Source organism: Legionella stuttgartensis, from assembly GCF_977063405.2.
Map to the genome: position 1 here is coordinate 85088 of NZ_CDRUHA020000058.1, position 23422 is coordinate 108509.

The window sequence follows — 23422 nt, forward strand, 5'->3', positions numbered from 1 at the left end:
ATAATGGCCCAAGAACATGCTTTCTCTGCCTTTAAACCCAAAAGAGCTCTGCTTAGTGTTTCAGATAAACGAGGCATAGTGGACTTGGGTAAAGTACTTCACCAAATGGGCGTGGAGCTTATTGCAACGGGAAATACTGCTGCATTACTCAAAGAACATAAATTGCCAGTCATCGAGGTTAGTGACTGTACAGGCTTTCCTGAAATGCTGGATGGCCGAGTCAAAACCTTGCACCCAGCCATTCATGCAGGTTTACTCGCACGCGGGAAAAAAGATGAAAAAACACTTAAAGAGCACTCAATCAAACCGATCGATTTGCTGGTAATTAATTTATATCCATTTGAACAAACCATCAGTCGCCCTGACTGTAATTTCAATGAGGCTATAGAAAATATTGATATTGGCGGCCCCGCCATGATTCGCTCAGCAGCGAAAAATCATGCACATACGTTGGTAGTGGTAAAACCAGAAGATTACGCCGAACTTATTCAGCACCTAAAAAGCCAAAAAATTCCGTCAGATTGGGGATTCACCCTCGCTAAAAAAGCCTTTGCTCACACGGCTGCTTATGATGCAGCAATTACTAACTATCTCACTACTTTAGATGCACAATACACCCCTTGTGGTTTCCCAGATGTACTCACATGTCAATTTAATAAAATAACTGATCTACGTTATGGAGAAAATCCACACCAACAAGCCGCTTTTTATGTTGATAAAAAAGTTTCATCCGGCTCCTTAGGTTCTGCCCAATTAATTCAAGGTAAACAATTATCCTATAACAATATTCTTGATGCCGATGCGGCGTTGGATTGTGCTAAATCCTTTTCTTGCGAAAAACCCGTTTGTGTGATTATCAAGCATGCAAACCCTTGTGGAATTGCTATAAGCGACTCCCCTCTTAACGCCTATCTCAAGGCTTTTCAATGTGATCCAACATCAGCCTACGGCGGCATCATCGCTTTTAACCAAAAATTGGATGGTACTACCGCGAAAACCATTCTTGAAAAACAATTTGTAGAAGTCATCTTAGCCCCTGAAATCAGTGATGAAGCCAAAGAAATTTTTGCCAGCAAAGAAAATATTCGCGTCTTATCAACTGGAGCTTGGAAACACGATGATGCATTTCGCTTGAACATGAAAAAAGTAGATGGCGGCTTGCTGGTACAAGAACATGACTCTCTTTCATTAGGCAGTTATGAATTTAAAGTCATGACTCAAAACAACCCCTCAGCACAACAAATGAATGATTTAATGTTTGCCTGGCTTGGAGTAAAACATGTCAAATCCAATGCGATTGTTTATGCGAAAGATGCAGCAACAATAGGCATTGGAGGTGGTCAAACCAGCCGGGTTATGAGTGCTCGTATTGGCCTTTGGCAGGCAGCACAAATGGGATTTGACCCCCATGGTTCAGTTATGGCTTCTGACGCATTTATCCCTTTTCCAGATACAGTAGAAATTGCTGCAGAGGCTGGGATTGCGGCGATTATTCAACCAGGTGGTTCAATCAGAGACGCACAAATTATTGCTTGCGCTGAAGAACATGGAATAATTATGGTATTTACCGGAATCCGTCACTTTAAACATTGATAGGTAGAAACAAAAAACCTTATCCCTATGTCCCGCGAACACATCGTAGTGACGTAGGCAAACCCAAAGTTCTTAACTTAATGAAGTTACCGAAGTAGTTTTATGGAGAAAACAACTGTGAATACTCTTGTAATTACAGGAATTAGTCGAGGAATAGGATTAGAAACAGCCAAAATATTTTTATTGCATGGTTGGTTCGTTATTGGAACTTCTACACAAGGTGATACTCCCCTAAAACACAAGAATTTAAAAGTTCATCCACTTAATTTGTTGGATTCAGAACAAATTAATCATTTCGCGGAACAGTTACCCAAATTTGATGTATTAATTAATAATGCAGCCATCCTCCTAGAGGATTGGGGTGAAATGAACATAAACATGAGTCAGCTAAGAAAAACATTTGCTGTTAATGTGTTCGGAACTATTGAATTAACTGAACAGTGCATTCCAAAGTTAAATCCTAATGCCCAAATAATTAATATCTCTTCAGGATGGGGCGCTTTTAGTTCAAATGACTCTGCGTCAGTACCCCATTACAAAATGTCAAAATCATGCCTAAATATGTATACTCTCCTTTTGGCCAAAAGGCTCCCTGGAGTTACTATCTCCAGTTTTGACCCAGGTTGGGTAAGAACGGATATGGGAAAAAATAACGCCCCCAAGCTGCCTTCGGATACGGCATACGAACTTTTTGAATTGATTAACAAGAAGAAAGAGAGCGGTTATTTTTGGCATGAAGGGAAAACAAGGAATTGGTAAATCATAAACTTTCCAAGCACTCAGCTCTTGATCCATAACGATAAACCAACCAAAATAGGAAACAAAATTATTTGTCCACAGGAGTTAGGATGACCCATGACAAAGAGCTTGGCGAGTTATTGCAAGCTATAGCTGCAAAAAGTTTGCAAATCATTTCTGATATTAAAGAAACTCCTTTACAAGTACCCGTGATAATCAATCAATATATTGAGCTAACGGAACATTTCCAAAATGTAATGAGTATTCTTCTGCAGAATCCTGAAAAAATCTGGGAAATGCAACTCGCATACTGGCAAGATGCATTTAATTTAGCCCAAACCCAATTACAATATTGGTTAAATGGGACGCCCATGCCCATAAATGATCCACGCTTTCATGAAGAAGATTGGATAAATAATCCTTTTTTTAATGTGTTAACTCAGCATTACCTTTTAGCCAGTCAGCATATGAATACTTTATTTGAAAGGATAGAATACCCTGATACAAATACCGCAAAGCGGCTCCAATTTTTTACCAAGCAATATTTAGATGCATTATCGCCAGCTAATTTCCTTCATACGAATCCTCAGATCATGGATGAAACATTGAAAAGTCATGGTAAAAATTTATTGCATGGACTTCATAATTTACTTTCTGATCTAGAAATAGGTTCTCCTCGTCTCATGATTAAAATGACAGATACGGAGGCATTTCGGCTCGGTGAAAACATTGCTATTACTCCGGGAAAAGTAGTCTTTCGTAATAACCTGATGGAGCTTATTCAATATACGCCACAAACCACTAAGGTAAAGTCTATTCCCCTTCTTATTATTCCCCCCTGGATAAACAAATATTATATTCTGGATTTAAGCCCACATAATTCTCTTGTTGGGTGGTTAGTAAAACAAGGAATTACTGTATTTATCATTTCATGGGTTAATCCAGACTCAAATTTTTCTCATAAAAGTCTATATGATTATTTAAACGAAGGACCATTAACCGCGATTAGTATGATTCAAAAGCAACTACGTATAAAGCAGGTTAATACTATGGGCTTTTGTATAGGTGGAACACTTCAATCAATGTTACTTGCTTATAATAAAGCACGGCAAGACAACTCCATTCGCAGTGCAACCTTTTTAGCCTCCATGATTGATTTTAGTGATCCAGGTGATATCGCTGTTTTTATTGATGAACAGCAAATCGCAAAACTAGAAGATGAAATGAAGTCTAAAGGTTATCTTGCTGGAAAATTCATGGCCTCAAGTTTTAACTCTCTTAGGGCAAATGACTTAATTTGGTCTTTCTTTATTAAAAATTATCTGCGCGGTAAAAATCCGGTTCCTTTTGATATATTGTATTGGAACTCAGATTCCACCAACATGCCAGCAACAATGCATTCCCAATATTTAAGATGGATGTATTTGCATAACGATCTGGTAAAACCGGGTAAAATCCATCTTAATCATACCCCAATTAACATCAGTGCCATTGACATACCAACCTTTTTCCTTTCCACCGAAAAAGATCATATTGCTCCCTGGAAAACTACTTACCTGGGCTTTAAACTTATGAACGGTCCCAAACGCTTTGTACTTGGTGGATCCGGACATATAGCTGGGATTATCAATGCCCCTGAAACAAAAAAATATGGCTACAAGGTCAATAATCATTGTCCTACCCAGGCAGAGCAATGGCTAGAGCAAGCAACAGAATATTCAGGTTCTTGGTGGCCAGAGTGGCTAAAATGGCTAAAAACACATTCAGGAAAACTCATACCCGCGCCAGATTTTAACCAATTGCCATTAAAATCAGTAATGGATGCCCCAGGTAGTTATGTTTTAAAAAAATAAATATAATAAAATCCAGGATCCTCCCCAGGATTTGTCCCATGCCCGGTTGCTTGCAACCGGGATTAATCCCTTAGATGAAGCACAATCCTGAAATGCCAACAGACCACTTCTTTATTTGCCGAGTTTGTAAAAGTGAAGTCTTATACGCGAATTAAATAACTTCTAATTAGCTTAGCATCCACTAGTAGTTACAACCACCACTGGAGGGTTTGATGCACTGGTTGCTTGAGTATATACCACTCTGCAATTCGTTTTTAGTGTATATGTTGTTGTAGATCCTGACGTAGAAGATGAAAAGGCGCTTGATACATTCACTGCATTTACAATACCTGAGGCAGATGGATATCCAAAAACTAATCCAACTGTAGAACCTTCCATAGTAATTGAGCCAGTAGCTCCAGTTTGGCCTGTCGCTAAAGCCGCACCATGGGCGGTTACATTAGCTGAATTTAGCGCTCCAGCTAAACCATTGAGATCCGCTATATTCGCTTGTGTACTAAAGCTATAAAACTTAGGAATTGCGTAAGCAGCCAAAATTCCCAATATAACCATAACTACAACAAGCTCAATTAATGTAAAACCCTTTCCCTTATCCATTTCAAACCTTGAATCGTTTTTGCATTAGAGGTCTATTCACTATAGACGAACGGATCGCAGATATACCAACTGTATAGGTTATAGTAAATGTAGCCCAGATACATCTTCATCACTTATCCAGGCTACTGTATAAAACTCAAAAATTAACATCCAGAAGTAGTCACAGCCACCGTTGGAGGATTTGATGCACTGGTTGCTTGGGTATATACCACGGTACAATTGGTTTTGAGTGTATAAGTTGTTGCTGATCCTGAAGTAGAGGCTGAGAAGGCACTTGATACATTCACTGCATTCACAATACCTGCAGCGGATGGATAGCCAAAAACTAATCCAACTGTAGCACCTTCCATCGTTATGGAACCAGTAGCTCCAGTCTGACCTGTCGCTAAAGCCGCACCATGAGCAGTTACATTGGCGGAATTTAACGCTCCTGCCAAACCATTGAGATCTGCAATATTAGCCTGGGAACTAAAATCATAAAACTTGGGAATTGCATAAGCAGCCAGAATTCCTAATATGACCATTACAACAACTAATTCAATTAAAGTGAAACCTTTTTGCGTCTTCATTTGCATATCCTTATGTTAAGAGATTTTATTCCTACATAACAAAAATAAATCATTTACCATGAATCAACATCCCCAGATTTTTTTATCATGGCATTGAAATAGGTTTAGCTTAAAAATGATTATTACCCTTTGTAAAGTATAGATCAATAATCATCTGGTAAGAAAATTTTGATTTAAAATACTCTTTATTACGTACTGAATTTTTTCATATCCATCATTGTTGTTTCACCAAAGATGCTAAGTTCCATGTCGGCAGAAATACTCCCAATGCAAGAATCAATACCATCCCACCAATAATCACCAGTAAAATAGGCTCAATGGTGTCACTTAAACGCACAATGTCGTAATCAATTTCCCGCTGGTAATAGTCTGCCACCTCGTCAAGAAGACGATCAATGGTACCACTCTCCTCCCCAAGTACAATCATCTGAATAATTAGAGGCGGGAAAAGATGGGTTCTATCTATAGCTGCTGAAATTGTATTTCCTTTAGCAATTAATTCGGTAACACCTTGTATCTGCAAAGCCATATAAGCATTATTAGTTGATGCTCCTACCATTTGAATGCCATCAACTGCAGTGATACCCGCACGTAATACCAGAGAAAGAAGTCTGGCAAATCGAGTTAGTAATATGCGGTGGATAAGCCATCCCACAATTGGAATTTTAAGTTGTATTCTCCCCCACTGAATTGCTCCTCTAGGCGAATGGATATAGGCTCTAATAACCCATGTACCTACTACTATGATCCCGATCAATAAATACCAATAATGAATGATGAAATTGGAGGTAGCTAAGAGAATGCGTGTCGGCAAGGGTAAAATTCCATGCATATTGGCATAGAGTTTCGCAAATGCAGGAATGACAAACACATTAATGATGAGCAAAGCTATAATAATTGCTCCTATCACCATTATGGGATACCGTAAAGCAGATTTTACTTTTTTTGTAATATCTACTTCCATCTCAAGATATTCAGCAAGATGGAGAAAAATATTATCTAAGTTACCTGTATTTTCTCCAATCACAATCAAATTAAGAAAAAAATCAGAGAAAATATCAGGGAATTGTCTCATCGCAATATTAAGTGAACTGCCTTTGTTTAAAGAAACAACTACTTTTTGCAGCGCCTCAGCTAAGGTTTTATTGCGTGTCGTCTCGGCAAGACGTGTTATCGCAGAAGCAACGGGAATTCCAGCATGAATTAGAGAGTACATCTGGTGACAAAATATATGCAAATCATTTAAAGTGACTTTAGGTACAAACCAATCCTTTTTGGGATTTGGAGTACTAGAAGCACTAGATTTCTTACCAGCGCTAACCGAAATATCTAGCGGTATAAGACCCTCACTGATCAATTGATTAGCGAGATCTTCCGCACTAAGCGCGTTTCGTTGTCCACTTAGTGCTTTACCCTGTTGATCACGGGCATTGAAGTAATATTCTGGCATCCCTAATAGTCCCTTATCAAAATAATACTCTACTCGTAATACTAAAGATTGTAGCGAAAAAAGATAAAGCTTTAATCTAAAACGCTTACTCAAATAGGATTGGTTTAATGCGCGTTCAGATTACACGTTTTTAAAGAGTGTGCTTTTCCTTCATACAATTTATCGCCTCATAAACTCTTCATCTAATTGTCCCACGACACGAATAGCTTCAGAAACCGAAGTGATGCCTCGCTTCACTAAATCGAGCACTGATTCAGATAATGGTCGATAGGTTTCGCATGCCAATGCTGCTTTGACAAAGCTGCTTGAATCGTTATGTCTTAACGCCATAAGCATGTCTTTATTTAACTCTAACAGTTCGTAAACCCCTGTACGTCCCAAATATCCACGATAATTACAAGCAGAACATCCTTTACCTTTTTTAAATGGGAGCGTTAAATCAACCTTCATTGACTCAAGCCACAGGCTTTCATGCGGCTCAAGATCCTCAACACTTGAGCAATTATCACACAAATTACGAACTAATCGTTGGCCAATAATTCCTTTAACAGCAGCTGCAACCATATAACCTTCTGAACCCATATCAATTAAACGCATGGCGGAAGTCATGGCATCATTCGTATGTAATGTTGCTAATACCAAATGCCCTGTAATTGCTGCCCGCATGGCTATTTGTGCTGTTTCAGAATCACGAATTTCTCCAACCATAATGACATCAGGGTCCTGACGTAGCATGGCACGAAGAACGCGTGCAAAAGTAAGATCTATTTTGGGGTTCACTTGGACTTGATTAACTCGCTCAATCCTATATTCAATAGGATCTTCGACAGTTAAGATTTTACGTTCTGGAGAATTAATACGCTGGAGTACACTATATAATGTAGTTGTTTTACCGCTTCCTGTGGGACCAGTAACAAGGAGCATTCCGTAGGGTTTCGAATAAATATTCTCTAAACGTTTAACAATTTTAGGGTCAATACCTAACTGACTTAAGTCAGTAATCTGGGATGATTGATCTAATAAACGCATGACTACTGCTTCTCCATTCGCTGTGGGTAGCGTTGATACGCGTACATCAAATGATTTTCCTTTAATTTTAAAATTAAACCGTCCATCTTGAGGAATACGTTTTTCAGCAATATCTAAATGAGCACGGAGTTTTAAACGTTGGACCAAAGCACCTAGGATACGTTTATCGTCTAAAATATTTTCATTTAGAATTCCATCCACTCGAAAGCGAATTCGTAGCGATTTTTCACCTGGTTCAATATGAATATCTGAAGCACGTGCTTGAACTGCATCACGAAATAAAGAATTTAAAAGTTTAACAACCGGGGCTTGCTCTTCACTTTCTTGTGCTTCATCAAATAAATCATCTTGTTGTTCTTTAAATTCTTCTAAAATCTCATGGGAAAGCTCTTCAGCAAAGTTGGTGATTTCTTGTGTACGACGATAAACTCTATCGAACACTTTCAGTAGTGCCAATTCGCTCACTACAGCCATTTTAATAGGCCGTTTCAAGATTTTTGAGATTGCGTCAAAGGCGTTAATATCCTGAGGGTCAGACATCCCGACTATTAATACACCATCTTCCTCTTCAATGATAAGAGCTCTATAGCGACGAGCATAAATTTCAGGGAGAAGATGCGTGAGATTTTTATCTATTTCATGATGATTTAAATTGATAAAAGGTATCTTAAGCTGATTGGCAATGAAGTTTAAAACTTCTTCTTCAGAAATTACCCCCATATCAACTAATATATGCCCTAATTTACCTCCGGACTTTATTTGTAACTCAATTGCTTTATCCAAGCTTTCTTGAGTAATTAACTTCTCCTTAAACAATAATTCGCCGAGTCGAAGCCGTTTCATCATTATCCCTGTAAGACTTTCAATCGATTTTCGGCATAATCGCGTACGGTTGGATCACTATCCGGATTTTGGCTCGCACGAAGATATGCTTCAATGGCTTGATTCACTTTATTACTATGTTCTAACGCAATCGCATAACCCAACCAATAGCGACCATCATTAGGATCAATTTGTATTAAAGATCGATAAAGACTCCCTGCTTCAAGAGTCCGACCCTCAGATTGCAGCGCTGCTGCTAAAGTGCCATAAAAATCAGGATAAGACATTATAGAAGGGCGGTATTTTGATAAAAGGTTAATAGCCTCTTTGGCTTTTCCTTGATCAAGAAATAATCGTGCTTTAATCGTAATAAGAGCCGTATCTGCGGGTGCATATTGAAGCCCTTCATTTACAATTTCAGAGGCTTGGGCAAAATCTCCATAGGTCAAATACAATGAGGCTAAATTTTCTCGAACATCAGATGCATTAGGTACTCGAATCAAGATTTCTCGTAATAGGGTTATCGCCTCTTGATCAAAGCCTTTGTCTATGGCCTCCAGTGCTTTATTTAACTGAGCATCATGCCATTCCTCAAGAGTTTGGGGTGTATAGACCTTATTAACTGCAGCTATAGTTACAGGTGGTTCACCTTGATTATCTACCCGAGTGCTCAATGTATCTGGTGCAATCGGAGCTTGGATAGCAACGTGCTGTGATGCGGCGGAGGCAAAGGGCTCAAGATAACTTTCCAGGATGACTGATTCTGGAACTGCACTAACGGCAGCTTGAATTATGGGTTCAGGGTTTATGGTTACGTCAGCATTATTGATTTTAGTTTCAGGAACACTTGGGGGTGTTGTAAGGTTGATTTTTGATGAATGTTTATGAAGCAAAAAAAGGAACAAAGTGAAGGCGACCAATGCAAGACATAATAAAATTTTCTTGCTTGCTCCTTTATTTCTAAGAGGTACAGGCATATATAAAGGTGTGACTGGCCTTGTCTGCTTTTGCTTCGCAAGGTCATGTAACATTTCATTAAGCAAACTCATAGATATAGTCCATAGGTCCAATACATCATAAAAATAACGCTAAGCCCCAGTACTCCGATTCCAGAGTAGATTAATAATGAATAAATCCATTCTAAGCGTGTAGAACTTAATGTATCAATTATGGCTCGCCTTACGGCGTACCCATCAACTTGACTCTTTCCTTGTCCATAAGCCACTAAAAGTGATTTATGACACAAAATATTTAACAATCTTGGTAATCCTTGGCTTGCACGATATAAACGTTTTTGCGCCTTTTGAGTAAAGGCCGAACCATAGGTATATCCAGCTCGGGCCATCCTATGATTCAAATATTTGTCCAGTTCGTGACGCGCCAAGGGCTGTAAATGATACGAAAAAGTAATGCGTTGTTTTAATTGACGCAATCCAGATTGCTCAAGCTTAGTATTTAATTCTGGTTGTCCAAAAAGAACTACTTGCAGTAATTTATGTTCTTCAGTTTCTAAATTAGTCAAAAGTCGAACTGCTTCTAAACATTCGTCAGATAAAAACTGAGCCTCATCAATAATCAATACTGTTTTTTTGCCTGCTCGATGCAATTCTAATAAACATTGATTTATTGCTTCCAGCAATTGATATTGTGTCCAACTTTCATCGGGTTGCATCCCTAACTCGCGGGCAAGAGAAAGTCGTAACCCTTCAGCGGTTTGATCCGGATTAGGAATATAGGCAGTGACGTACTCCTCAGTTAAGTAGTTAAGCAATAACCTGCATAACAAAGTTTTTCCTGTTCCTACCTCACCGATAATTTTGATAAAGCCCTCACCTTGAGCCAAACTAAGCAAAAGGACATTCAATGCTTCTTTATGGGTTGGGAGTTCACAAAAAAACTCCGTATTAGGTGTGAGCGTAAATGGCGCTTTTTGTAATTTAAAATGTTCTAAATACATTGCTTCTCCCTTTTAGCGCGTACCTAAGTTCTCAGTAGTTTTTGGACCTAACATAATAGGTACCTCTCCCTGAGTACCATAAATATCAGGTCTACCACCAATATGGAAACCACGTTTGAGACTAGAAACGCGCCGCGCAGTTACCGTAATGTCTTTATTAGTAGTTCTTCCATTCACAATAGTTGGTCTTAATAAAATGACAAGCTCCGTTTTTTGAGAGTCTTGTTTTGTCGCGCGCACTAAAGTGCCTAAAAACGGGATATTACCAAACCAAGGCAACTGCCCTATTCCTTCCGTAGTTGTATCTTGCATCAAACCACCAATAACCACTACTTGGCCATTTTTAGCATGTACCATAGTATCTGATTCACGAATGGTGCTATTGGCTAAAGGTAAATCCAATATCCCACCTTGAGTTCCTAAATCAATGACTTTGCGTTGGTCTTTCACCAAGCTTACGGTAGGATGTATATGTAAAGTAACTTGACCATTTGCATCAATTTGTGGTGTAACATCCAACGTAATACCCGAGAAAAACGGAGTCAAGTTAACATTTAACATCGGTTGAGTCACAAGACTCGAAGTGACAATATTTTGATTTTGGGATACGTTAGTTACAAAAAATTCGTCAAATCCTACTTTTATTGCTGCGCTTTGATTATTCATGGCAGTAACGCGTGGGCTTGAAAGAACCTGAACGTTTCCTTGAGTTTCTAATGCTTGAATCACCGAGGTAAAATCTTGAGGATTCCAGTGAATGTCGATATCAAACGCTTTAGGGAAACTCGATTGAGAAATATCAACTTCTGGGAAATTACTTAATGCGTTGAGCCTTGCTCCAAAAATTTTCCAATCAATTCCCATTTGGAATTGATTGGTCAAATTGACCTCCAGGATTTTAGCTTCCAGAATCACTTGTCGGTCCATACTGTTTTGCACCATGTCCAAATAACGTTCGACGTGTTTGAGCTCTCGAGGTGCAGCATGGACAACAACTAAGCCAGCCATTTTATTGACCGTTACAGTGCGACCATCCTCTTTACCTACCATCTTTTTGACGGTATTTTCAAGTGACTTCCAAAAATCGATATTACTTTTGGTTTCCACATCACCAACGACAGCACTATAGTTTTGATTTCCATTACTTAGTACCCCAGAAATATTTCCACCAGAAACTGAGGTTCCTGTGCCACCTGGGCCTCCAGGAGAGCCCGCATTGGTCACTTCACCCGAACTTACCGTCATGCTTGAACGACTTTTTCGTTCTAATTCAAGATAATTTACTTTAAAAATCTGGGTTCTTAACGTGTTAGGTAAAATTTCATATCCACCCGGAATAGCATTAAAGGAATAACCATATGCATCCTCTAATGCTTGGAGGACTTGCTCTACAGTAACCCGTTTCATGCTTAAGGTAATATTGCCTTTAATTTCAGGACTCACCACCATATTGGTTGAAGTATCCGCGACCAATCCCATATAAAAGGCTTGGGCGGGCACATTTTTAACCGCTATATCAAAACGTTGGGGACCACCTCGGGATCGTGCATCACGGATTTTTAAGCTTGGAAGTAATGCTCTGACCGGGCTTCCTCGCCCCTTAGTATGATCTTTTCTCATGATTATTTTATTATTAGCAACGCCTTGTTGCATCACTTTATTCATCTCATCAATAGCAGTTCCCTTTATGGGAGCATGAGTGTTGCAGGCAGTAAGAAATAAAGAAACTGCTACTATGATCCCTCTTCTCATCAATGAGTCTTCCACAAGCGTTTGCCAAATAAATATAGAATCTTTCTATGTCCAGCGTAGAACAATACCACATGATTTTTATCAATAGCAAGAACACGAGCGCCCTGAATGCTACTGCCTGTTCCTACAATTTGACCATTAATCATAGCCAATCGCCGCATTGGCCCAATCAAAATACTTTGCAAATTAAAATCATCCTCATCTATTGATGATTCATGAACTAATGGGCTTATAATCGGTTTTGTTGGATCATATAATGCAGCATAACCGATATTCATTAAGTTAAAACAACAAAAGTAAAAGATAATGAATTGTTTTTTTATGCTCATTGATTTTGCCCTCTTTTTATTATCAGTTGAGCACTTTGGGGTTTTAAAGTATAAAAATCGACCGTTACCAATCCTTCCGGATATTTTGTTACCGTATAATCAAATTTGTCCCAATAGAGTTGCCATGGTAATTGTTCCAGACGTTGCAAATACCTCATCACAGGGAAATAAGTGCCCCGCATAACTAGGCGATAATGATTCGCTTGTATGGTTGATGGAAGTGCTGGCGTTTTAACTAGAGGCGTTTTAGATGGTGCTGCATCACTTGTTTGTTGGTTCACAGGAGGAGGAGGTGCTGGTGGTAGCGCAACCGTAGCAAAACTCTCAATAGTTACCCCCATTGTTTGTTTCAACATATCATGCAGTAGCTTTGCTAAATCACGTCCCGCAATATAACGCTTATTATAATGGATGAGTTTTTTATCGAGACTCGTAATCTCAGTAGATAAGTCTCTAATATGAGTAATAACTTTTACTGTTTCCGGGTTGCTGATCAAAATTTCAACGATCTTCTTTTTCTGTGTCAATATAGTAAGCTGTTCGTTTATCTTTTGGATTTGTTGTTCTTTGTGATGTTTTGAATTTATTATTGGCTTTACAACAGCAAAAAACCATAAAATAATAAAAACGATTATGGTAATGAAGAGTAACAAGATTCTATCGCGCTCACTCAGATGATCAATTTTTTGTTTTACTAAATATAATTGCTTTGAATAAAAGAACTTTAAATCCATTCACTTTACTCCCTGGGCATTTTTAGCTTGATCAGTTTGTTCAGTAATTGCTTCCTCCTGGGGACCGAGCGCATGGGTAGCAATAGAAAATTTCAAATAAGGATGATTTTTAATCGTTTTTACAAAAAATAAATTGAAGATGACATTTTTAAAAGAATTGGTCGTTAATAATTGACTCATCAGTTCCGATACTGAATCAGGACGAATGGCATACCCATTTAAGGTAATACTATTAGCATCATGATCAATTTGAATTTGATTTAGCCATAAAGTATTTGATGTTGTTTGAGCTAAATCAAACATATATTCAGAAAATCCGCGCCGAACAACAAGATGCTCCAAGGAGTTAAGTTCAATTTTCTTAGCTTGCAGTTTTTTCTCAAGGGTTTTAACGCGGGCTACAAAAGGAATATCGCTGACGAGCAACGGATAGGTCTTCGCCAATTTATTGTACTCGGCTTGTGCGTGCATTAAGCTCTTTTGAGTCCTCCTAAAGGATTTATAAGTTTGGAAATTAATTAACGCAAGAACTATTGAGATAATAGCTAAAGTAACCAAGGTAATAAGGACAATCCACCCCATTAATGAGGCAGTTAATCGACTGGTACTTTTAGGAAGACCCTTGAGAAAATTTATCGATTGACTCATGATCTACTTTCCCTATCTAGAAGCATTAGGGCACCACCAATAGCATAGAAAACCTTTTCCAGAGTTTCGGGAGCAATGGGTTTAGACGAAAAAAACGAATTAATATCTAATAACCTTACATCCTTATTAAGTTCTTCTTGTAAATAGGCAAATAAATCTGCTGCCTTATAAAAACTGGGCGTGAAGAAAATTTGTTTTGGCTCAGGAAGTTTCAGTTCCATTAAACAATAATCAATACTACGTTGAATTTCCAATAACATATCCTGATTTTTAGAATTATTGGGTTGTATAATGGTTTTACTCATAGGTAAGGTACGAAACAGATACAAGTCTCCCATGTAATATACATGGTGTTGACAGTTCTCATCATCATAACTAATGACGATGAGTGGCGCTGTGGTCGATACTGGCTCAAGAGATAAGATTTTGCTTAAAGCCAACTCACTAATACTCACTCCAGTAACATTTAATAGACAACTTTCCATCATCGATATGTGACTGAGTAATGCAGACTGTAATGTCACCGCAACAAAAGCTTTTTTTCTTTTGCTGCCCGCACCATGTGGGGGTACCGTAAAAACATCTACAACGATATCATTTAAGGGATAATCGACTAAACCTTTAAGTTGCCAACGTAATGCTTTTGCGAGTTCATTTTCAGGAACTTCGGGGGTATCTATTAATAGCAGCTGGTATAAGCTTGGGGAAAGAATTACTTGGCATGGGCGTCCAACTAAATGATGTTTATTAACATCGTCTTCTAAGCATTTAGCAATATAAACAGGAGATGGTTCAGAAGAATAATGCTCTTCACAAAAAAGGATGTGCTGATTATCAGTTAAGCCCACAAGTGAATATCCGAACTCACTAAGAAAGCAAGATAGAGGTTGAGGCGATTTAAATTTACCCAATCCAAACATGGATCATCCTGATCATTGTTCATGAATGGCAGTATAAACTGAGCTACATACGATTGTCGATTGAAAAAAATTGATAATTTAAGGTCGGAAAATTGTTTATGACATATTACTTAAGTACACTGTATTGATCATAGGAACGCTTTCATTACCATTGCTTAAAGTCATATCGATTGTTACAGCACGAACCGCCGTCAATGTTGTCGTTAAGGTAAAATTGGATTGATAATAAGTGAGAGAAAAGCGAGTCACTTGGTTATTGAGTGTCTGAGCTGAAGCACCTGTTCTTAACAAAATCGGACTGGACCAACTATAAGATATAGTTGAACCATCGGTGGTGGTAAATGTCATATTGGTTGGGTTAATTGTTGAAAAACGATTTGCCTGTTGTAACTCTTTAGTCATGCGTGCCATAGCCATCGTTGCCTGATTGGTCAACGCAGTAACTTTTACTCCTGTAAAATAGTTAGTAAACCCCGCACTTAACATAAGAGATACTGCAGACAAAACCACACCTGTGATAATCATCACAATCAACATTTCAATGAGAGTAAATCCTTTAGTTGTTCGCATAATTATAGACCCTTGCATTAATGGTAGCGCTCCCGGAACCCGTTACATTCAGGGTAATTACTTTGGGATTGGAGCCTAAAATAGTAGGATCACTGACAACAAAATCGTTTTCTAATGCATAATTCGATAATGCCATACAGATATCAAGACTTGGTGTACTAGTACATGGATCGTCTAGGCCTGTATAACCATTTATATCACGGTTCATTAATATTATTTGCATACGTGCATTGGCTAAAAAACTTGCTTGAGGTGTTCCTCTAGGTATACCGCTGTAACGTTGTGCTTGATTTATCCCAATCAACAATCCGCTTACAATAATCCCTATAGTTACTATAAAAACTATCAGCTCAATGATAGAGAAACCGCTCTGTTTCTGCTTTGACATACCGTTCCCTCATTGGTTAAGCAATACAGTAGGGACTACTCCCGCCCCAGTTCCCGAGCCTAACCCACTGACAGAATTAAGAGTAAAACTCGTAGGAAGTGAAATAGCAGTCCAAGCCCCGCCTGTATAGCGGTACGCGACAGCACCCGCACCTACAGCTAAACAGTCGTTTGCGGCATTACAATGCACTCCCAATAAATTCAGTGTTCCAGGAGATGTTTGAGCTACGCATGATGCATTAGAGGTAATAGGAATACTGCAATTAAAAATGACTCCATTATTTCCTACCACCATACAGTTACCCGTGCTCGGGCAGTGCACTTCATTAAGCGACTGGCTACTAATATTAAACGCATTACTCCATGCAACGCCATTAAAATAATGTACCGCGCCAATGCTGCGTACAAGTACACAACTATTCGATTGGACACAGTCAATGTCATTTAAAGTACCTCCTATATTAGTCCGATTGCCAAATGGGTTAGTAGAATTTATCGGAAACATATAAACATCATTAGGAAGAGTGGCCATGCAAATATCATTAGCACAACTCACACTTGAGACTGGGACACTCCCCATACCATTCGTGCTATAAGGTAGACCAATCCCCGTATAATACATCAGTGGCCACTGTGGGCTTTTGCCTTGTCCTACTATCCAACAAAGAGTTGGATATTTAGGGGCATCACAAGAAACTGCGATAAAATTTGCATTGATAACCGTTCCTAATAAAGCCCACGAGCTTCCATTAAATCGAAAGATATAGCCCAAGTTAATAACCGAAGAACCTACAGCCAGGCCATAATTAGTGCTAATTTCTACCCCTCTAAGGGTAACACCAGGGGCTGTCAGTACTGTTGACCACGAAGTGCCATCATATTTGAGAATAACACCGTTTGAACCTTGAGTCCCCACAGCATAATAAGCTCCTCCTTGAGACAATAATACTGCTTGATAGAGCGTTACCTTGCCATTAGGCGCATCTAGAGAAGGGGCACCAGCTTGACTGCTAATTATATATTGTGACTGACTGGCAGTTGCGCCAGAAAGATGGGCTGCCGCGGTTGTACCATTTTGTCCTCGTCGCAAATTGAGCAAGGTATTTCCGCTTATCCCATCATAGAAAATAATTTCTGAATCAATAGCTATGGCTCCAAAACCACCTAAATTGGCAACAGAAGCAAGTTGCATTGATGAAGAAGTAGCCGTCAGCGTACTAGTAATCGTTGTGGTGGCTTGGTTTTGACTGCAACTGTATTGGTATTCCCCTTGCCCCGTAACAGTGACAATCGAGCTCCATGTATTATTGCACGCTCCAAGTGATAATTGGTAACTGCCATTTTCAATACCAGCTTTAGCCAAATCAAAAGCATTATTTGCAGATATAGTACTTATGGTTGAATTAGTGCCACTTACAATCATCGAAACAAAGGCTGTAGCAAGCCCACCCACTACAACAAGTAAGACAGCAATAACCATCATTAAAAAACCAGATTGCTTACCCATTCACGAACCCCGTTTCTGCAGAAACTGTCAGTGTGTTGGTACCGACTCCAGATGCTGTAATTGTGATTGAAGCGCCTGATGCGGGCGCCCCCATTGAATTAAAGGTAATGCTCACCGAAGATAGTGTAATCCCTGTAGGCATGCTCACAGAGTATGCGCCATTGGGAGGATTGGGAGCAATCGTATAGCTATTTGTTGAAAGAATAATACTATAGTTTGTATTTAAACTAGTCGCCAAAGTTTGAGTATAACGTATATCACGTCTTAATTGTTCTGTTATGGAAGACAAACTGTAAAGTGATACTGATGGAGTTTTTATCCCAAAAAATAGTGCCACAAGGGTAATAATCAAAATCATCACAATGAGTTCGATAAGGGTAAAGCCAGATGTTCGTCGCATCACAAATACCTGTAATTAAAATACTCCTAGCTTTTAAAAAATATAGTACCGCTGACTTTATTTAATTGCTATGTATCTGTTTAAAAACAAAAATTATCAGTAATAAAAAATGGAAAACGTCTTGCCCATGGTCTAGCATAAAATCATAGAGGGTACAAATGATCAAGTGAGGCAGAGAAAAATGAAAAAAATAATAGTTGCCTTAATCATCGCGGGCTCATCTATTCTATTAAGTAATTGTGATACGAAGTGTTGTGACGATGGCCTAGGACATTGCATTCAAACAGGGACTAGCACATGCCCTAAGACTGATTATAATGCCTGGTGGTATTAAACACTTTTAAAACCGTATTACTCATCAATTAATTCATTTTGAATGGTTACATAATCAATTTTTCCTGAAGGTAATACTGGAATTTTACTTCCTGGAACAATTTTATGTGGAACAAGTAATTCCGAATAACTCAGTTCCTTTATTCGCTTAACAAAGCTGGTTTTATCTGCACTTTCAGCCTCACTATATAATATAATTTGCTCTCCTTTTTTTGGACTTTTCTTGCTTACTGCAGCATGCAATAACTCAGGCCAAATTGAGGCAGCAACACCCTCTACAGCAGTAAGCGAAACCATTTCCCCGGCAATCTTCGCAAAACGTTTTGCTCGGCCCGCAATAGTAATAAAACCTTCTTCATTCATAGTCACGATATCACCCGTATCATGCCAGCCCTCTTCAGGAGTAACAATCGCTCCCGACTTTTCGGAAGAGAGATAACCTTTCATGATATTAGGGCCACGCAACATTAACCGGCCTCCTTCAGCGATGCCATCTACAGGCTGAATCCGACTTTCCATAGAAGGTAGCAACATCCCCACACTACCTGGGATAGAAGCTAAAGGACAATTCATAGAAATCACTGGCGAAGCCTCTGTTGCACCATACCCTTCATAAACTTTTACTCCAAAAGTGTCTATCCAATGTCGAATTGTTTCCGGCTTCACTTTTTCTGCTCCAGCAAAAATATAACGTACACTACTAAAATCATGTCGTTCTGCGGCTCGAGCATAACCTGTTAAAAAGGTATCGGTTCCAAGCATAATGCTAGCACCGGTTTGATAAATTAATCCCGGAATTATTTTATAATGCAAAGGAGAGGGATAAAAAAAGCAACTAATTCCATGTATTAGTGGCAGAATTGCGCCCGTTGTTAATCCAAAACAATGAAATATAGGTAAGGAATCGAAAAATTTATCACGAGAAGAAAAATCCACTCGAGAAGTTAATTGGCAACAATTTGCCAGTAAATTAGCATGCGTTAAAACAACTCCCTTCGGAAGTCCTTCTGAACCCGAAGTAAATAATATAACTCCTGGATCCTCTGCAGAAACCGGGTTACCAATTAATCGATATGCTCGAGAAGGAAAGATCCCCTTGAATATCCCGGAAAGCTTATTGGCTAATGTTATGGAAGACTTAAAATCTTCAAGGAAATAAATCTTTATCCCTGCATTCTGTAATCCTTTGACCAAGTCGTCCAGTTTAGCTGTATCAATGAATTGTCTTGCCGTATAAATTGTTTTTACTTCTGCAACATCACAAGTAGCTAATAAATTATGAAGTCCCAAGCTAAAATTCAGCATGGCTGGAATACGTCGATATGCATGTAAAGCAAAAAAGGTGACCATTCCCGCAATCGTGGTAGGAAGCATGACACCGACATGTTCTCCTACTTGAGTTTGGTCCTTGATTTGTCGGCCTAAAATAAAACAACGTGCAAGAAATTGTTTGGCAGTTAATGGCGCACGATTAGAGTCTTCAATTTTTGCTTTATTCTTTGTCCCTAATACGACTCCTTGAATGAGTGCTTCAAACATTGGCATTGGTTGATAGCTATTTTCAAAAGTAAGCTCGCTAATTAATTGAAACAAACGAGTACTCATCGCATTTCGATCAAGAGGCGCATTATCCTCCTGAATATAGGATTGTGTTGGTAATACATGCAAAATAACTTTGGGAAATAAACGAATACGATGTTTATCTTTACTTATAGAAAAAATACTGTGTTGTGCTCCATCGATACGAATCGGAATCACTGAGGCTCCCGCTTTTTGGAGTACCATTCCTGGAGCATCAAAAACCTTCAAGCTCTCTTCTTGCAATCCTATTCCCTGAGGAAAAATAACACAACGCTTCCCTTCTCGTATGGCTTTGATTAAAGCTCTTGCTGCAAAAGCGTTGGTGGAGTCAATGACAATGACATCCGCAAAAAGCATCATCATCTTCATCCAAAGTTTACCCGCTGAGCGTGGAGGGAACGCTACAGTCAATTGCTCAGGTAAAAAAGCAGCAAGCAAAAGTAAATCAATTTTCGAAGTTCTATTGGCAATAATGACTGAGTTAGATTCCGGCTGATAATTTCCTCGCAGCTCCACTTTAAACCAGTAGGCTAAAATTGCTCTAATCCATCTACGAGCACGCTGCTTTTGTCGTTCCTTCCACATAACTTGTTCCATGTTTTTGTTTCTCTTATGAAAATCCGCTCTTGGTTATACCCAATCAATCATCATTTTTCAAGATTGCAACCGATAACCAGGTGTAATAGACTTTCATTATTAACGAACTGTTAAGGACTGTACGATTACAGACACAGATTTATCTCATACAAAAATAACGTCTATGAAATATCGAGTCACTCATCCTATTAAGACAATTTTCATTGTTTTAGCTTTGATATCGCTCATTTCGACTGCCTTTTTTTTTCATAAATATTCAACTGAAATAATTAATTGGATTGAGCATCTTGGCTGGATTGCCCCCATTCTCTTTTTGGTGGTATATTGCCTTGCAACCATCCTGTTCTTGCCAACTATGGTGATCACATTGGCTGGAGGTGCGCTTTTCGGTCCATTGTTTGGCACCCTACTCAACTTATTGGGCGCAACAAGTGGCGCCGCGTTCTCTTTCTTAATTACCCGACACTTGATTTATAATTGGTTTTCCCAAAGAAAAGGAGAAAGGTTAAGCAAACTCATTTCAGCCGTCGAGCAAAAAGGATGGGTAATTGTTGCTTTTCTGCGCTTAGTTCCCATAATCCCGTTTAATATAGTTAATTATGGCTTAGGGATCACCACGATAAAATTCCGACCTTATCTGTTCACTACTTTTATTTTTCTTATTCCAGCTGAGATTGTTTATACCTATTTAGGCTATGCTGGAATGGGAGTTTTAAAACAAGAAGTATTTTATAAAAATAATGTAGTTCTAATAGCAGGCCTAGTTCTCTTGCTATTGTGTGTTATCAAGTTGTTGCATTTTAATCACTACCGTTTTCAAAATGTAGAGAAGAAGATAATTGATTAAGTAATGGATGGTCCACTGCAAAAACAGTTTCATCCAGAGAGCATACAGGACGAATACCCTGTAAGGAATTAGTTACAAAAAGGGCTTCCGCTTCCTTTAACATTGTTTTGGTCACAGAAACCTCCATACAATTTATATCTTGTTGCTTGGAATGCTGGAGAACTCTTGAGCGAGTAATACCAGGAAGCACACCATCTGTTATAGGAGGAGTTAGCAAACAATTATCGTGGATCACAAATAAGTTAGCACATGTAGTATCTGTCGCATGATGCTGCAAGTTAAAAAACAAAGCATCATCCGCAACTGCCGCAATTGCTTGACGACGAGCAAGTATCGCCTCTAAATAATTGACTGATTTAACTTGATATATAGGATTGGCCCCATCTCTTAGCCATGACGCACTAACCAATCGTTGTGGATGGGTTTCTATAGAATAATTAAAAGCTTGAAATGCAAGCTGGCTTACCTGGCCTCGTGCAGCTAAACCTCTAGGTGCAGAACCACCACTTAAAATCGCTTTAATACCACCTTGATACAAATTATCTTGCTTAATTTTATTGAGCAGATGTTCTAACCAATGCTCAAAGGAAAGATCGAAGGGGATATCCAATTTTCGCGCCGAATCAGTTAACCGCTGCCAATGCAAATAAGCACAACATGGCTTGGCTTCCTCTACTCTGAGCGTTTCAAACAACCCCTCGCCCAAAAAGATGCGATCATCTATTGGAAATGCAAAATTACATTCCCCTTCTGTGAGTACTCGTGTTCGTATCATAAACGGTGCTTAACCCTAATTTGTCAGTTGATTCACTACGAAATGATTACTGACGAATTGGGTTTAATAGTCTCCAAAATCGTCCAGTTCATCCCGTAAACGTTTTTCGTCCAACATATTTTCCAATCGCCTACGTGCATCCAAACCACGAGGAACATTTTCCGTAACTTCTGCTTCAACATCCAATTCGCTATCAACATCACCGAAGTCTTCTCCGACTTCTACAACAGCATCTTCATCATCTTCAAACAAATCACTCATACCATTCTCTCAATGAGTTATACTGTACCTAGAACCATCCAAAAGGATCTAAAAACCAGGACGGCTTATATACCTTATTTTTTTTGTCTTGACTAGTTTTTTTTTTAAAAATAGCAATTCCCTGTGATTTTGAGAGTGACAAATTTTTTCCAAGATTTCAATACCTTGAATTTTTACAATAAAGAATCGATAATTTAATAAGCACAATACATTGATAACTTATGACAGATTACGTCAAGAAGGCATTAAGAGATACAATGAAACAAATACGCTCCAAGATATCTGTTTCGTATCGCGCCACAGCTTCAACTCAAGTTTGTACCCGCATCCGCTTGCTGGAGCAATATCGCCATGCCAAGCAAATAGCACTTTATTTTGCGATAAACGGCGAAATTGACTTAGATGAGCTATGGAAAAATGCGCTTTTACAAGGGAAAATTTGTTATTTCCCTGTCCTCAATGAGGATTTAACCCTTTCTTTTTTACCTGCTACAGCGGATACCCCTTTTCAAAAAAATCGCTATGGGATTTCTGAGCCCGATGTTAGTCCTGATTTAGCAATCCCAGTAGAGGAACTGGATTTGGTCTTTGTTCCGTTAGTTGCTTTTGATGTACGCTGTAATCGTGTTGGTATGGGTGCTGGTTATTACGATCGTACCTTTAAAGGCAAAGAAAACTGTCCTTTGCTTGGCGTAGCGTACCAATTCCAACGTGTCGATGAGTACCTCGAACCAGAACCTTGGGATATTCAGCTTAACGCCGTAATAACCCAACGCGCCATTTATTGGTATGGTGGATAATTCTAGTTTTTAGGTTAAAGCATCTGCATTGATTTCCCCAGTACGCACGCGAACCACTTGTTGTAATTCGTAAACAAAAATTTTGCCATCCCCAATCTTACCGGTATATGCTGACTTGCAAATTGCTTCAATCGCAGCTTCCACCATATCATCTGGTAACGCTAATTCAATTTTAATTTTAGGAAGAAAATCCACCACATATTCAGCCCCACGATACAATTCAGTATGACCTTTTTGTCGTCCGAAACCACGCGTTTCAGAAATGGTTATTCCCGGTACTCCAATTTCCATTAATGCCTCATGAACATCATCTAATTTAAAAGGCTTAATAATTGCCATAATCATTTTCATAATATATTCCGCTGTGTTTATA

25 protein-coding genes are annotated in these 23422 nt (G+C 38.8%); 6 read left to right on the top strand and 19 right to left on the bottom strand.

Translation table 11 applies throughout. From position 1 onward, the window contains the following. Positions 1–3 precede the first annotated feature (3 nt). From purH to ACWTEW_RS17170, 3 genes are all read left to right on the top strand, one after another. Positions 4–1593, top strand: coding sequence for a bifunctional phosphoribosylaminoimidazolecarboxamide formyltransferase/IMP cyclohydrolase (purH, locus tag ACWTEW_RS17160; RefSeq protein ID WP_454782880.1), 1590 nt, complete (start codon positions 4–6; stop codon positions 1591–1593). 117 nt (positions 1594–1710) lie between these two features. Further along, positions 1711–2352, top strand: a complete 642-nt coding sequence (locus tag ACWTEW_RS17165) for an SDR family NAD(P)-dependent oxidoreductase (protein ID WP_454782881.1) — start codon at positions 1711–1713, stop codon at positions 2350–2352. Positions 2353–2441: 89 nt separating this feature from the next. Further along, the gene (locus tag ACWTEW_RS17170) at positions 2442–4184 is read left to right on the top strand and encodes a PHA/PHB synthase family protein (RefSeq protein WP_454782882.1); all 1743 of its coding nucleotides are present in this window, start codon (positions 2442–2444) and stop codon (positions 4182–4184) included. Positions 4185–4355: 171 nt separating this feature from the next. Here ACWTEW_RS17170 and ACWTEW_RS17175 read toward each other — a convergent pair whose 3' ends face one another. The 15 genes from ACWTEW_RS17175 to ACWTEW_RS17245 all read right to left on the bottom strand — a co-directional run bounded on the left by ACWTEW_RS17175 (position 4356) and on the right by ACWTEW_RS17245 (position 17855). Further along, complete coding sequence (locus ACWTEW_RS17175; RefSeq protein ID WP_454782883.1) at positions 4356–4781, bottom strand: pilus assembly FimT family protein; 426 nt, start codon at positions 4779–4781, stop codon at positions 4356–4358. Positions 4782–4924: 143 nt separating this feature from the next. Then, positions 4925–5350 carry a type II secretion system protein gene (locus ACWTEW_RS17180; protein WP_454782884.1) on the bottom strand — a complete coding sequence of 142 codons (426 nt, stop codon included), beginning with the start codon at positions 5348–5350 and terminating at the stop codon, positions 4925–4927. A gap of 214 nt (positions 5351–5564) precedes the next feature. Next, on the bottom strand, positions 5565–6800 hold the full coding sequence (locus ACWTEW_RS17185; RefSeq protein ID WP_454782885.1) for a type II secretion system F family protein: 1236 nt from the start codon (positions 6798–6800) through the stop codon (positions 5565–5567). 159 nt (positions 6801–6959) lie between these two features. Next, a complete protein-coding gene (locus tag ACWTEW_RS17190) occupies positions 6960–8675 on the bottom strand; it encodes a GspE/PulE family protein (protein WP_454782886.1) in 1716 nt (571 codons plus the stop codon). Next, entirely contained in the window at positions 8675–9700 is a 1026-nt protein-coding gene (locus tag ACWTEW_RS17195; protein ID WP_454782887.1) for a tetratricopeptide repeat protein, read from the bottom strand. Before ACWTEW_RS17195 ends, ACWTEW_RS17190 begins: the two co-directional genes overlap by 1 nt. Beyond that, positions 9697–10608, bottom strand: coding sequence for an ExeA family protein (locus ACWTEW_RS17200; protein ID WP_454782888.1), 912 nt, complete (start codon positions 10606–10608; stop codon positions 9697–9699). The genes ACWTEW_RS17195 and ACWTEW_RS17200 overlap by 4 nt, the downstream gene beginning before the upstream one ends. Positions 10609–10620: 12 nt before the next feature. Continuing rightward, a complete protein-coding gene (gene mshL / locus ACWTEW_RS17205; protein WP_454782889.1) occupies positions 10621–12360 on the bottom strand; it encodes a pilus (MSHA type) biogenesis protein MshL in 1740 nt (579 codons plus the stop codon). Beyond that, a complete protein-coding gene (locus tag ACWTEW_RS17210) occupies positions 12360–12689 on the bottom strand; it encodes a hypothetical protein (RefSeq protein WP_454782890.1) in 330 nt (109 codons plus the stop codon). Before ACWTEW_RS17210 ends, mshL begins: the two co-directional genes overlap by 1 nt. Next, positions 12686–13423: a hypothetical protein gene (locus ACWTEW_RS17215; protein WP_454782891.1), complete on the bottom strand. Its 738-nt coding sequence runs from the start codon at positions 13421–13423 to the stop codon at positions 12686–12688. The genes ACWTEW_RS17210 and ACWTEW_RS17215 overlap by 4 nt, the downstream gene beginning before the upstream one ends. Next, complete coding sequence (locus ACWTEW_RS17220) at positions 13424–14071, bottom strand: PilN domain-containing protein (protein ID WP_454782892.1); 648 nt, start codon at positions 14069–14071, stop codon at positions 13424–13426. Next, positions 14068–14991 carry a hypothetical protein gene (locus ACWTEW_RS17225; protein ID WP_454782893.1) on the bottom strand — a complete coding sequence of 308 codons (924 nt, stop codon included), beginning with the start codon at positions 14989–14991 and terminating at the stop codon, positions 14068–14070. The genes ACWTEW_RS17220 and ACWTEW_RS17225 overlap by 4 nt, the downstream gene beginning before the upstream one ends. A gap of 96 nt (positions 14992–15087) precedes the next feature. Beyond that, positions 15088–15561: a PulJ/GspJ family protein gene (locus ACWTEW_RS17230; protein ID WP_454782894.1), complete on the bottom strand. Its 474-nt coding sequence runs from the start codon at positions 15559–15561 to the stop codon at positions 15088–15090. Then, positions 15548–15949 carry a type IV pilus modification PilV family protein gene (locus tag ACWTEW_RS17235; RefSeq protein WP_454782895.1) on the bottom strand — a complete coding sequence of 134 codons (402 nt, stop codon included), beginning with the start codon at positions 15947–15949 and terminating at the stop codon, positions 15548–15550. Before ACWTEW_RS17235 ends, ACWTEW_RS17230 begins: the two co-directional genes overlap by 14 nt. A 9-nt stretch (positions 15950–15958) precedes the next feature. After that, on the bottom strand, positions 15959–17455 hold the full coding sequence (locus tag ACWTEW_RS17240) for a hypothetical protein (protein ID WP_454782896.1): 1497 nt from the start codon (positions 17453–17455) through the stop codon (positions 15959–15961). Further along, positions 17448–17855, bottom strand: coding sequence for a prepilin-type N-terminal cleavage/methylation domain-containing protein (locus ACWTEW_RS17245; RefSeq protein ID WP_454782897.1), 408 nt, complete (start codon positions 17853–17855; stop codon positions 17448–17450). The genes ACWTEW_RS17240 and ACWTEW_RS17245 overlap by 8 nt, the downstream gene beginning before the upstream one ends. 181 nt (positions 17856–18036) lie before the next feature. Here ACWTEW_RS17245 and ACWTEW_RS17250 point away from each other — a divergent pair, with 181 nt between their 5' ends. Next, on the top strand, positions 18037–18189 hold the full coding sequence (locus tag ACWTEW_RS17250; RefSeq protein WP_158618887.1) for a hypothetical protein: 153 nt from the start codon (positions 18037–18039) through the stop codon (positions 18187–18189). A gap of 17 nt (positions 18190–18206) precedes the next feature. Here ACWTEW_RS17250 and ACWTEW_RS17255 read toward each other — a convergent pair whose 3' ends face one another. Continuing rightward, positions 18207–20366, bottom strand: a complete 2160-nt coding sequence (locus ACWTEW_RS17255) for an AMP-binding protein (protein WP_454782898.1) — start codon at positions 20364–20366, stop codon at positions 18207–18209. Between the two features lie 163 nt (positions 20367–20529). Between ACWTEW_RS17255 and ACWTEW_RS17260 the strand changes: the two genes are divergently transcribed. Continuing rightward, on the top strand, positions 20530–21213 hold the full coding sequence (locus ACWTEW_RS17260) for a TVP38/TMEM64 family protein (RefSeq protein ID WP_454782899.1): 684 nt from the start codon (positions 20530–20532) through the stop codon (positions 21211–21213). Here ACWTEW_RS17260 and ACWTEW_RS17265 read toward each other — a convergent pair. Then, positions 21167–21988: an aminotransferase class IV gene (locus tag ACWTEW_RS17265; protein ID WP_454782900.1), complete on the bottom strand. Its 822-nt coding sequence runs from the start codon at positions 21986–21988 to the stop codon at positions 21167–21169. The genes ACWTEW_RS17260 and ACWTEW_RS17265 overlap by 47 nt on opposite strands. 63 nt (positions 21989–22051) lie before the next feature. Next, positions 22052–22249, bottom strand: coding sequence for a PA3496 family putative envelope integrity protein (locus ACWTEW_RS17270; RefSeq protein WP_454782901.1), 198 nt, complete (start codon positions 22247–22249; stop codon positions 22052–22054). Positions 22250–22470: 221 nt separating this feature from the next. Here ACWTEW_RS17270 and ACWTEW_RS17275 point away from each other — a divergent pair, with 221 nt between their 5' ends. Continuing rightward, the gene (locus tag ACWTEW_RS17275; protein ID WP_454782902.1) at positions 22471–23049 is read left to right on the top strand and encodes a 5-formyltetrahydrofolate cyclo-ligase; all 579 of its coding nucleotides are present in this window, start codon (positions 22471–22473) and stop codon (positions 23047–23049) included. Positions 23050–23058: 9 nt separating this feature from the next. Here ACWTEW_RS17275 and ACWTEW_RS17280 read toward each other — a convergent pair whose 3' ends face one another. Next, entirely contained in the window at positions 23059–23400 is a 342-nt protein-coding gene (locus ACWTEW_RS17280) for a P-II family nitrogen regulator (RefSeq protein WP_003635241.1), read from the bottom strand. Positions 23401–23422 lie beyond the last annotated feature (22 nt).

Bases quoted from the DNA above. Each gene is read 5' to 3' on its own strand.
- purH (WP_454782880.1), top strand. From the start codon at position 4: ATGGCCCAAGAACATGCTTTCTCTGCCTTTAAACCCAAAAGAGCTCTG.
- ACWTEW_RS17170 (WP_454782882.1), top strand. From the start codon at position 2,442: ATGACCCATGACAAAGAGCTTGGCGAGTTATTGCAAGCTATAGCTGCA.
- ACWTEW_RS17175 (WP_454782883.1), bottom strand. From the start codon at position 4,781: ATGGATAAGGGAAAGGGTTTTACATTAATTGAGCTTGTTGTAGTTATG.
- ACWTEW_RS17180 (WP_454782884.1), bottom strand. From the start codon at position 5,350: ATGAAGACGCAAAAAGGTTTCACTTTAATTGAATTAGTTGTTGTAATG.
- ACWTEW_RS17185 (WP_454782885.1), bottom strand. From the start codon at position 6,800: ATGCCAGAATATTACTTCAATGCCCGTGATCAACAGGGTAAAGCACTA.
- ACWTEW_RS17190 (WP_454782886.1), bottom strand. From the start codon at position 8,675: ATGATGAAACGGCTTCGACTCGGCGAATTATTGTTTAAGGAGAAGTTA.
- ACWTEW_RS17195 (WP_454782887.1), bottom strand. From the start codon at position 9,700: ATGAGTTTGCTTAATGAAATGTTACATGACCTTGCGAAGCAAAAGCAG.
- ACWTEW_RS17200 (WP_454782888.1), bottom strand. From the start codon at position 10,608: ATGTATTTAGAACATTTTAAATTACAAAAAGCGCCATTTACGCTCACA.
- mshL (WP_454782889.1), bottom strand. From the start codon at position 12,360: ATGAGAAGAGGGATCATAGTAGCAGTTTCTTTATTTCTTACTGCCTGC.
- ACWTEW_RS17210 (WP_454782890.1), bottom strand. From the start codon at position 12,689: ATGAGCATAAAAAAACAATTCATTATCTTTTACTTTTGTTGTTTTAAC.
- ACWTEW_RS17215 (WP_454782891.1), bottom strand. From the start codon at position 13,423: ATGGATTTAAAGTTCTTTTATTCAAAGCAATTATATTTAGTAAAACAA.
- ACWTEW_RS17220 (WP_454782892.1), bottom strand. From the start codon at position 14,071: ATGAGTCAATCGATAAATTTTCTCAAGGGTCTTCCTAAAAGTACCAGT.
- ACWTEW_RS17225 (WP_454782893.1), bottom strand. From the start codon at position 14,991: ATGTTTGGATTGGGTAAATTTAAATCGCCTCAACCTCTATCTTGCTTT.
- ACWTEW_RS17230 (WP_454782894.1), bottom strand. From the start codon at position 15,561: ATGCGAACAACTAAAGGATTTACTCTCATTGAAATGTTGATTGTGATG.
- ACWTEW_RS17235 (WP_454782895.1), bottom strand. From the start codon at position 15,949: ATGTCAAAGCAGAAACAGAGCGGTTTCTCTATCATTGAGCTGATAGTT.
- ACWTEW_RS17240 (WP_454782896.1), bottom strand. From the start codon at position 17,455: ATGGGTAAGCAATCTGGTTTTTTAATGATGGTTATTGCTGTCTTACTT.
- ACWTEW_RS17245 (WP_454782897.1), bottom strand. From the start codon at position 17,855: ATGCGACGAACATCTGGCTTTACCCTTATCGAACTCATTGTGATGATT.
- ACWTEW_RS17250 (WP_158618887.1), top strand. From the start codon at position 18,037: ATGAAAAAAATAATAGTTGCCTTAATCATCGCGGGCTCATCTATTCTA.
- ACWTEW_RS17255 (WP_454782898.1), bottom strand. From the start codon at position 20,366: ATGGAACAAGTTATGTGGAAGGAACGACAAAAGCAGCGTGCTCGTAGA.
- ACWTEW_RS17260 (WP_454782899.1), top strand. From the start codon at position 20,530: ATGAAATATCGAGTCACTCATCCTATTAAGACAATTTTCATTGTTTTA.
- ACWTEW_RS17265 (WP_454782900.1), bottom strand. From the start codon at position 21,988: ATGATACGAACACGAGTACTCACAGAAGGGGAATGTAATTTTGCATTT.
- ACWTEW_RS17270 (WP_454782901.1), bottom strand. From the start codon at position 22,249: ATGAGTGATTTGTTTGAAGATGATGAAGATGCTGTTGTAGAAGTCGGA.
- ACWTEW_RS17275 (WP_454782902.1), top strand. From the start codon at position 22,471: ATGACAGATTACGTCAAGAAGGCATTAAGAGATACAATGAAACAAATA.
- ACWTEW_RS17280 (WP_003635241.1), bottom strand. From the start codon at position 23,400: ATGAAAATGATTATGGCAATTATTAAGCCTTTTAAATTAGATGATGTT.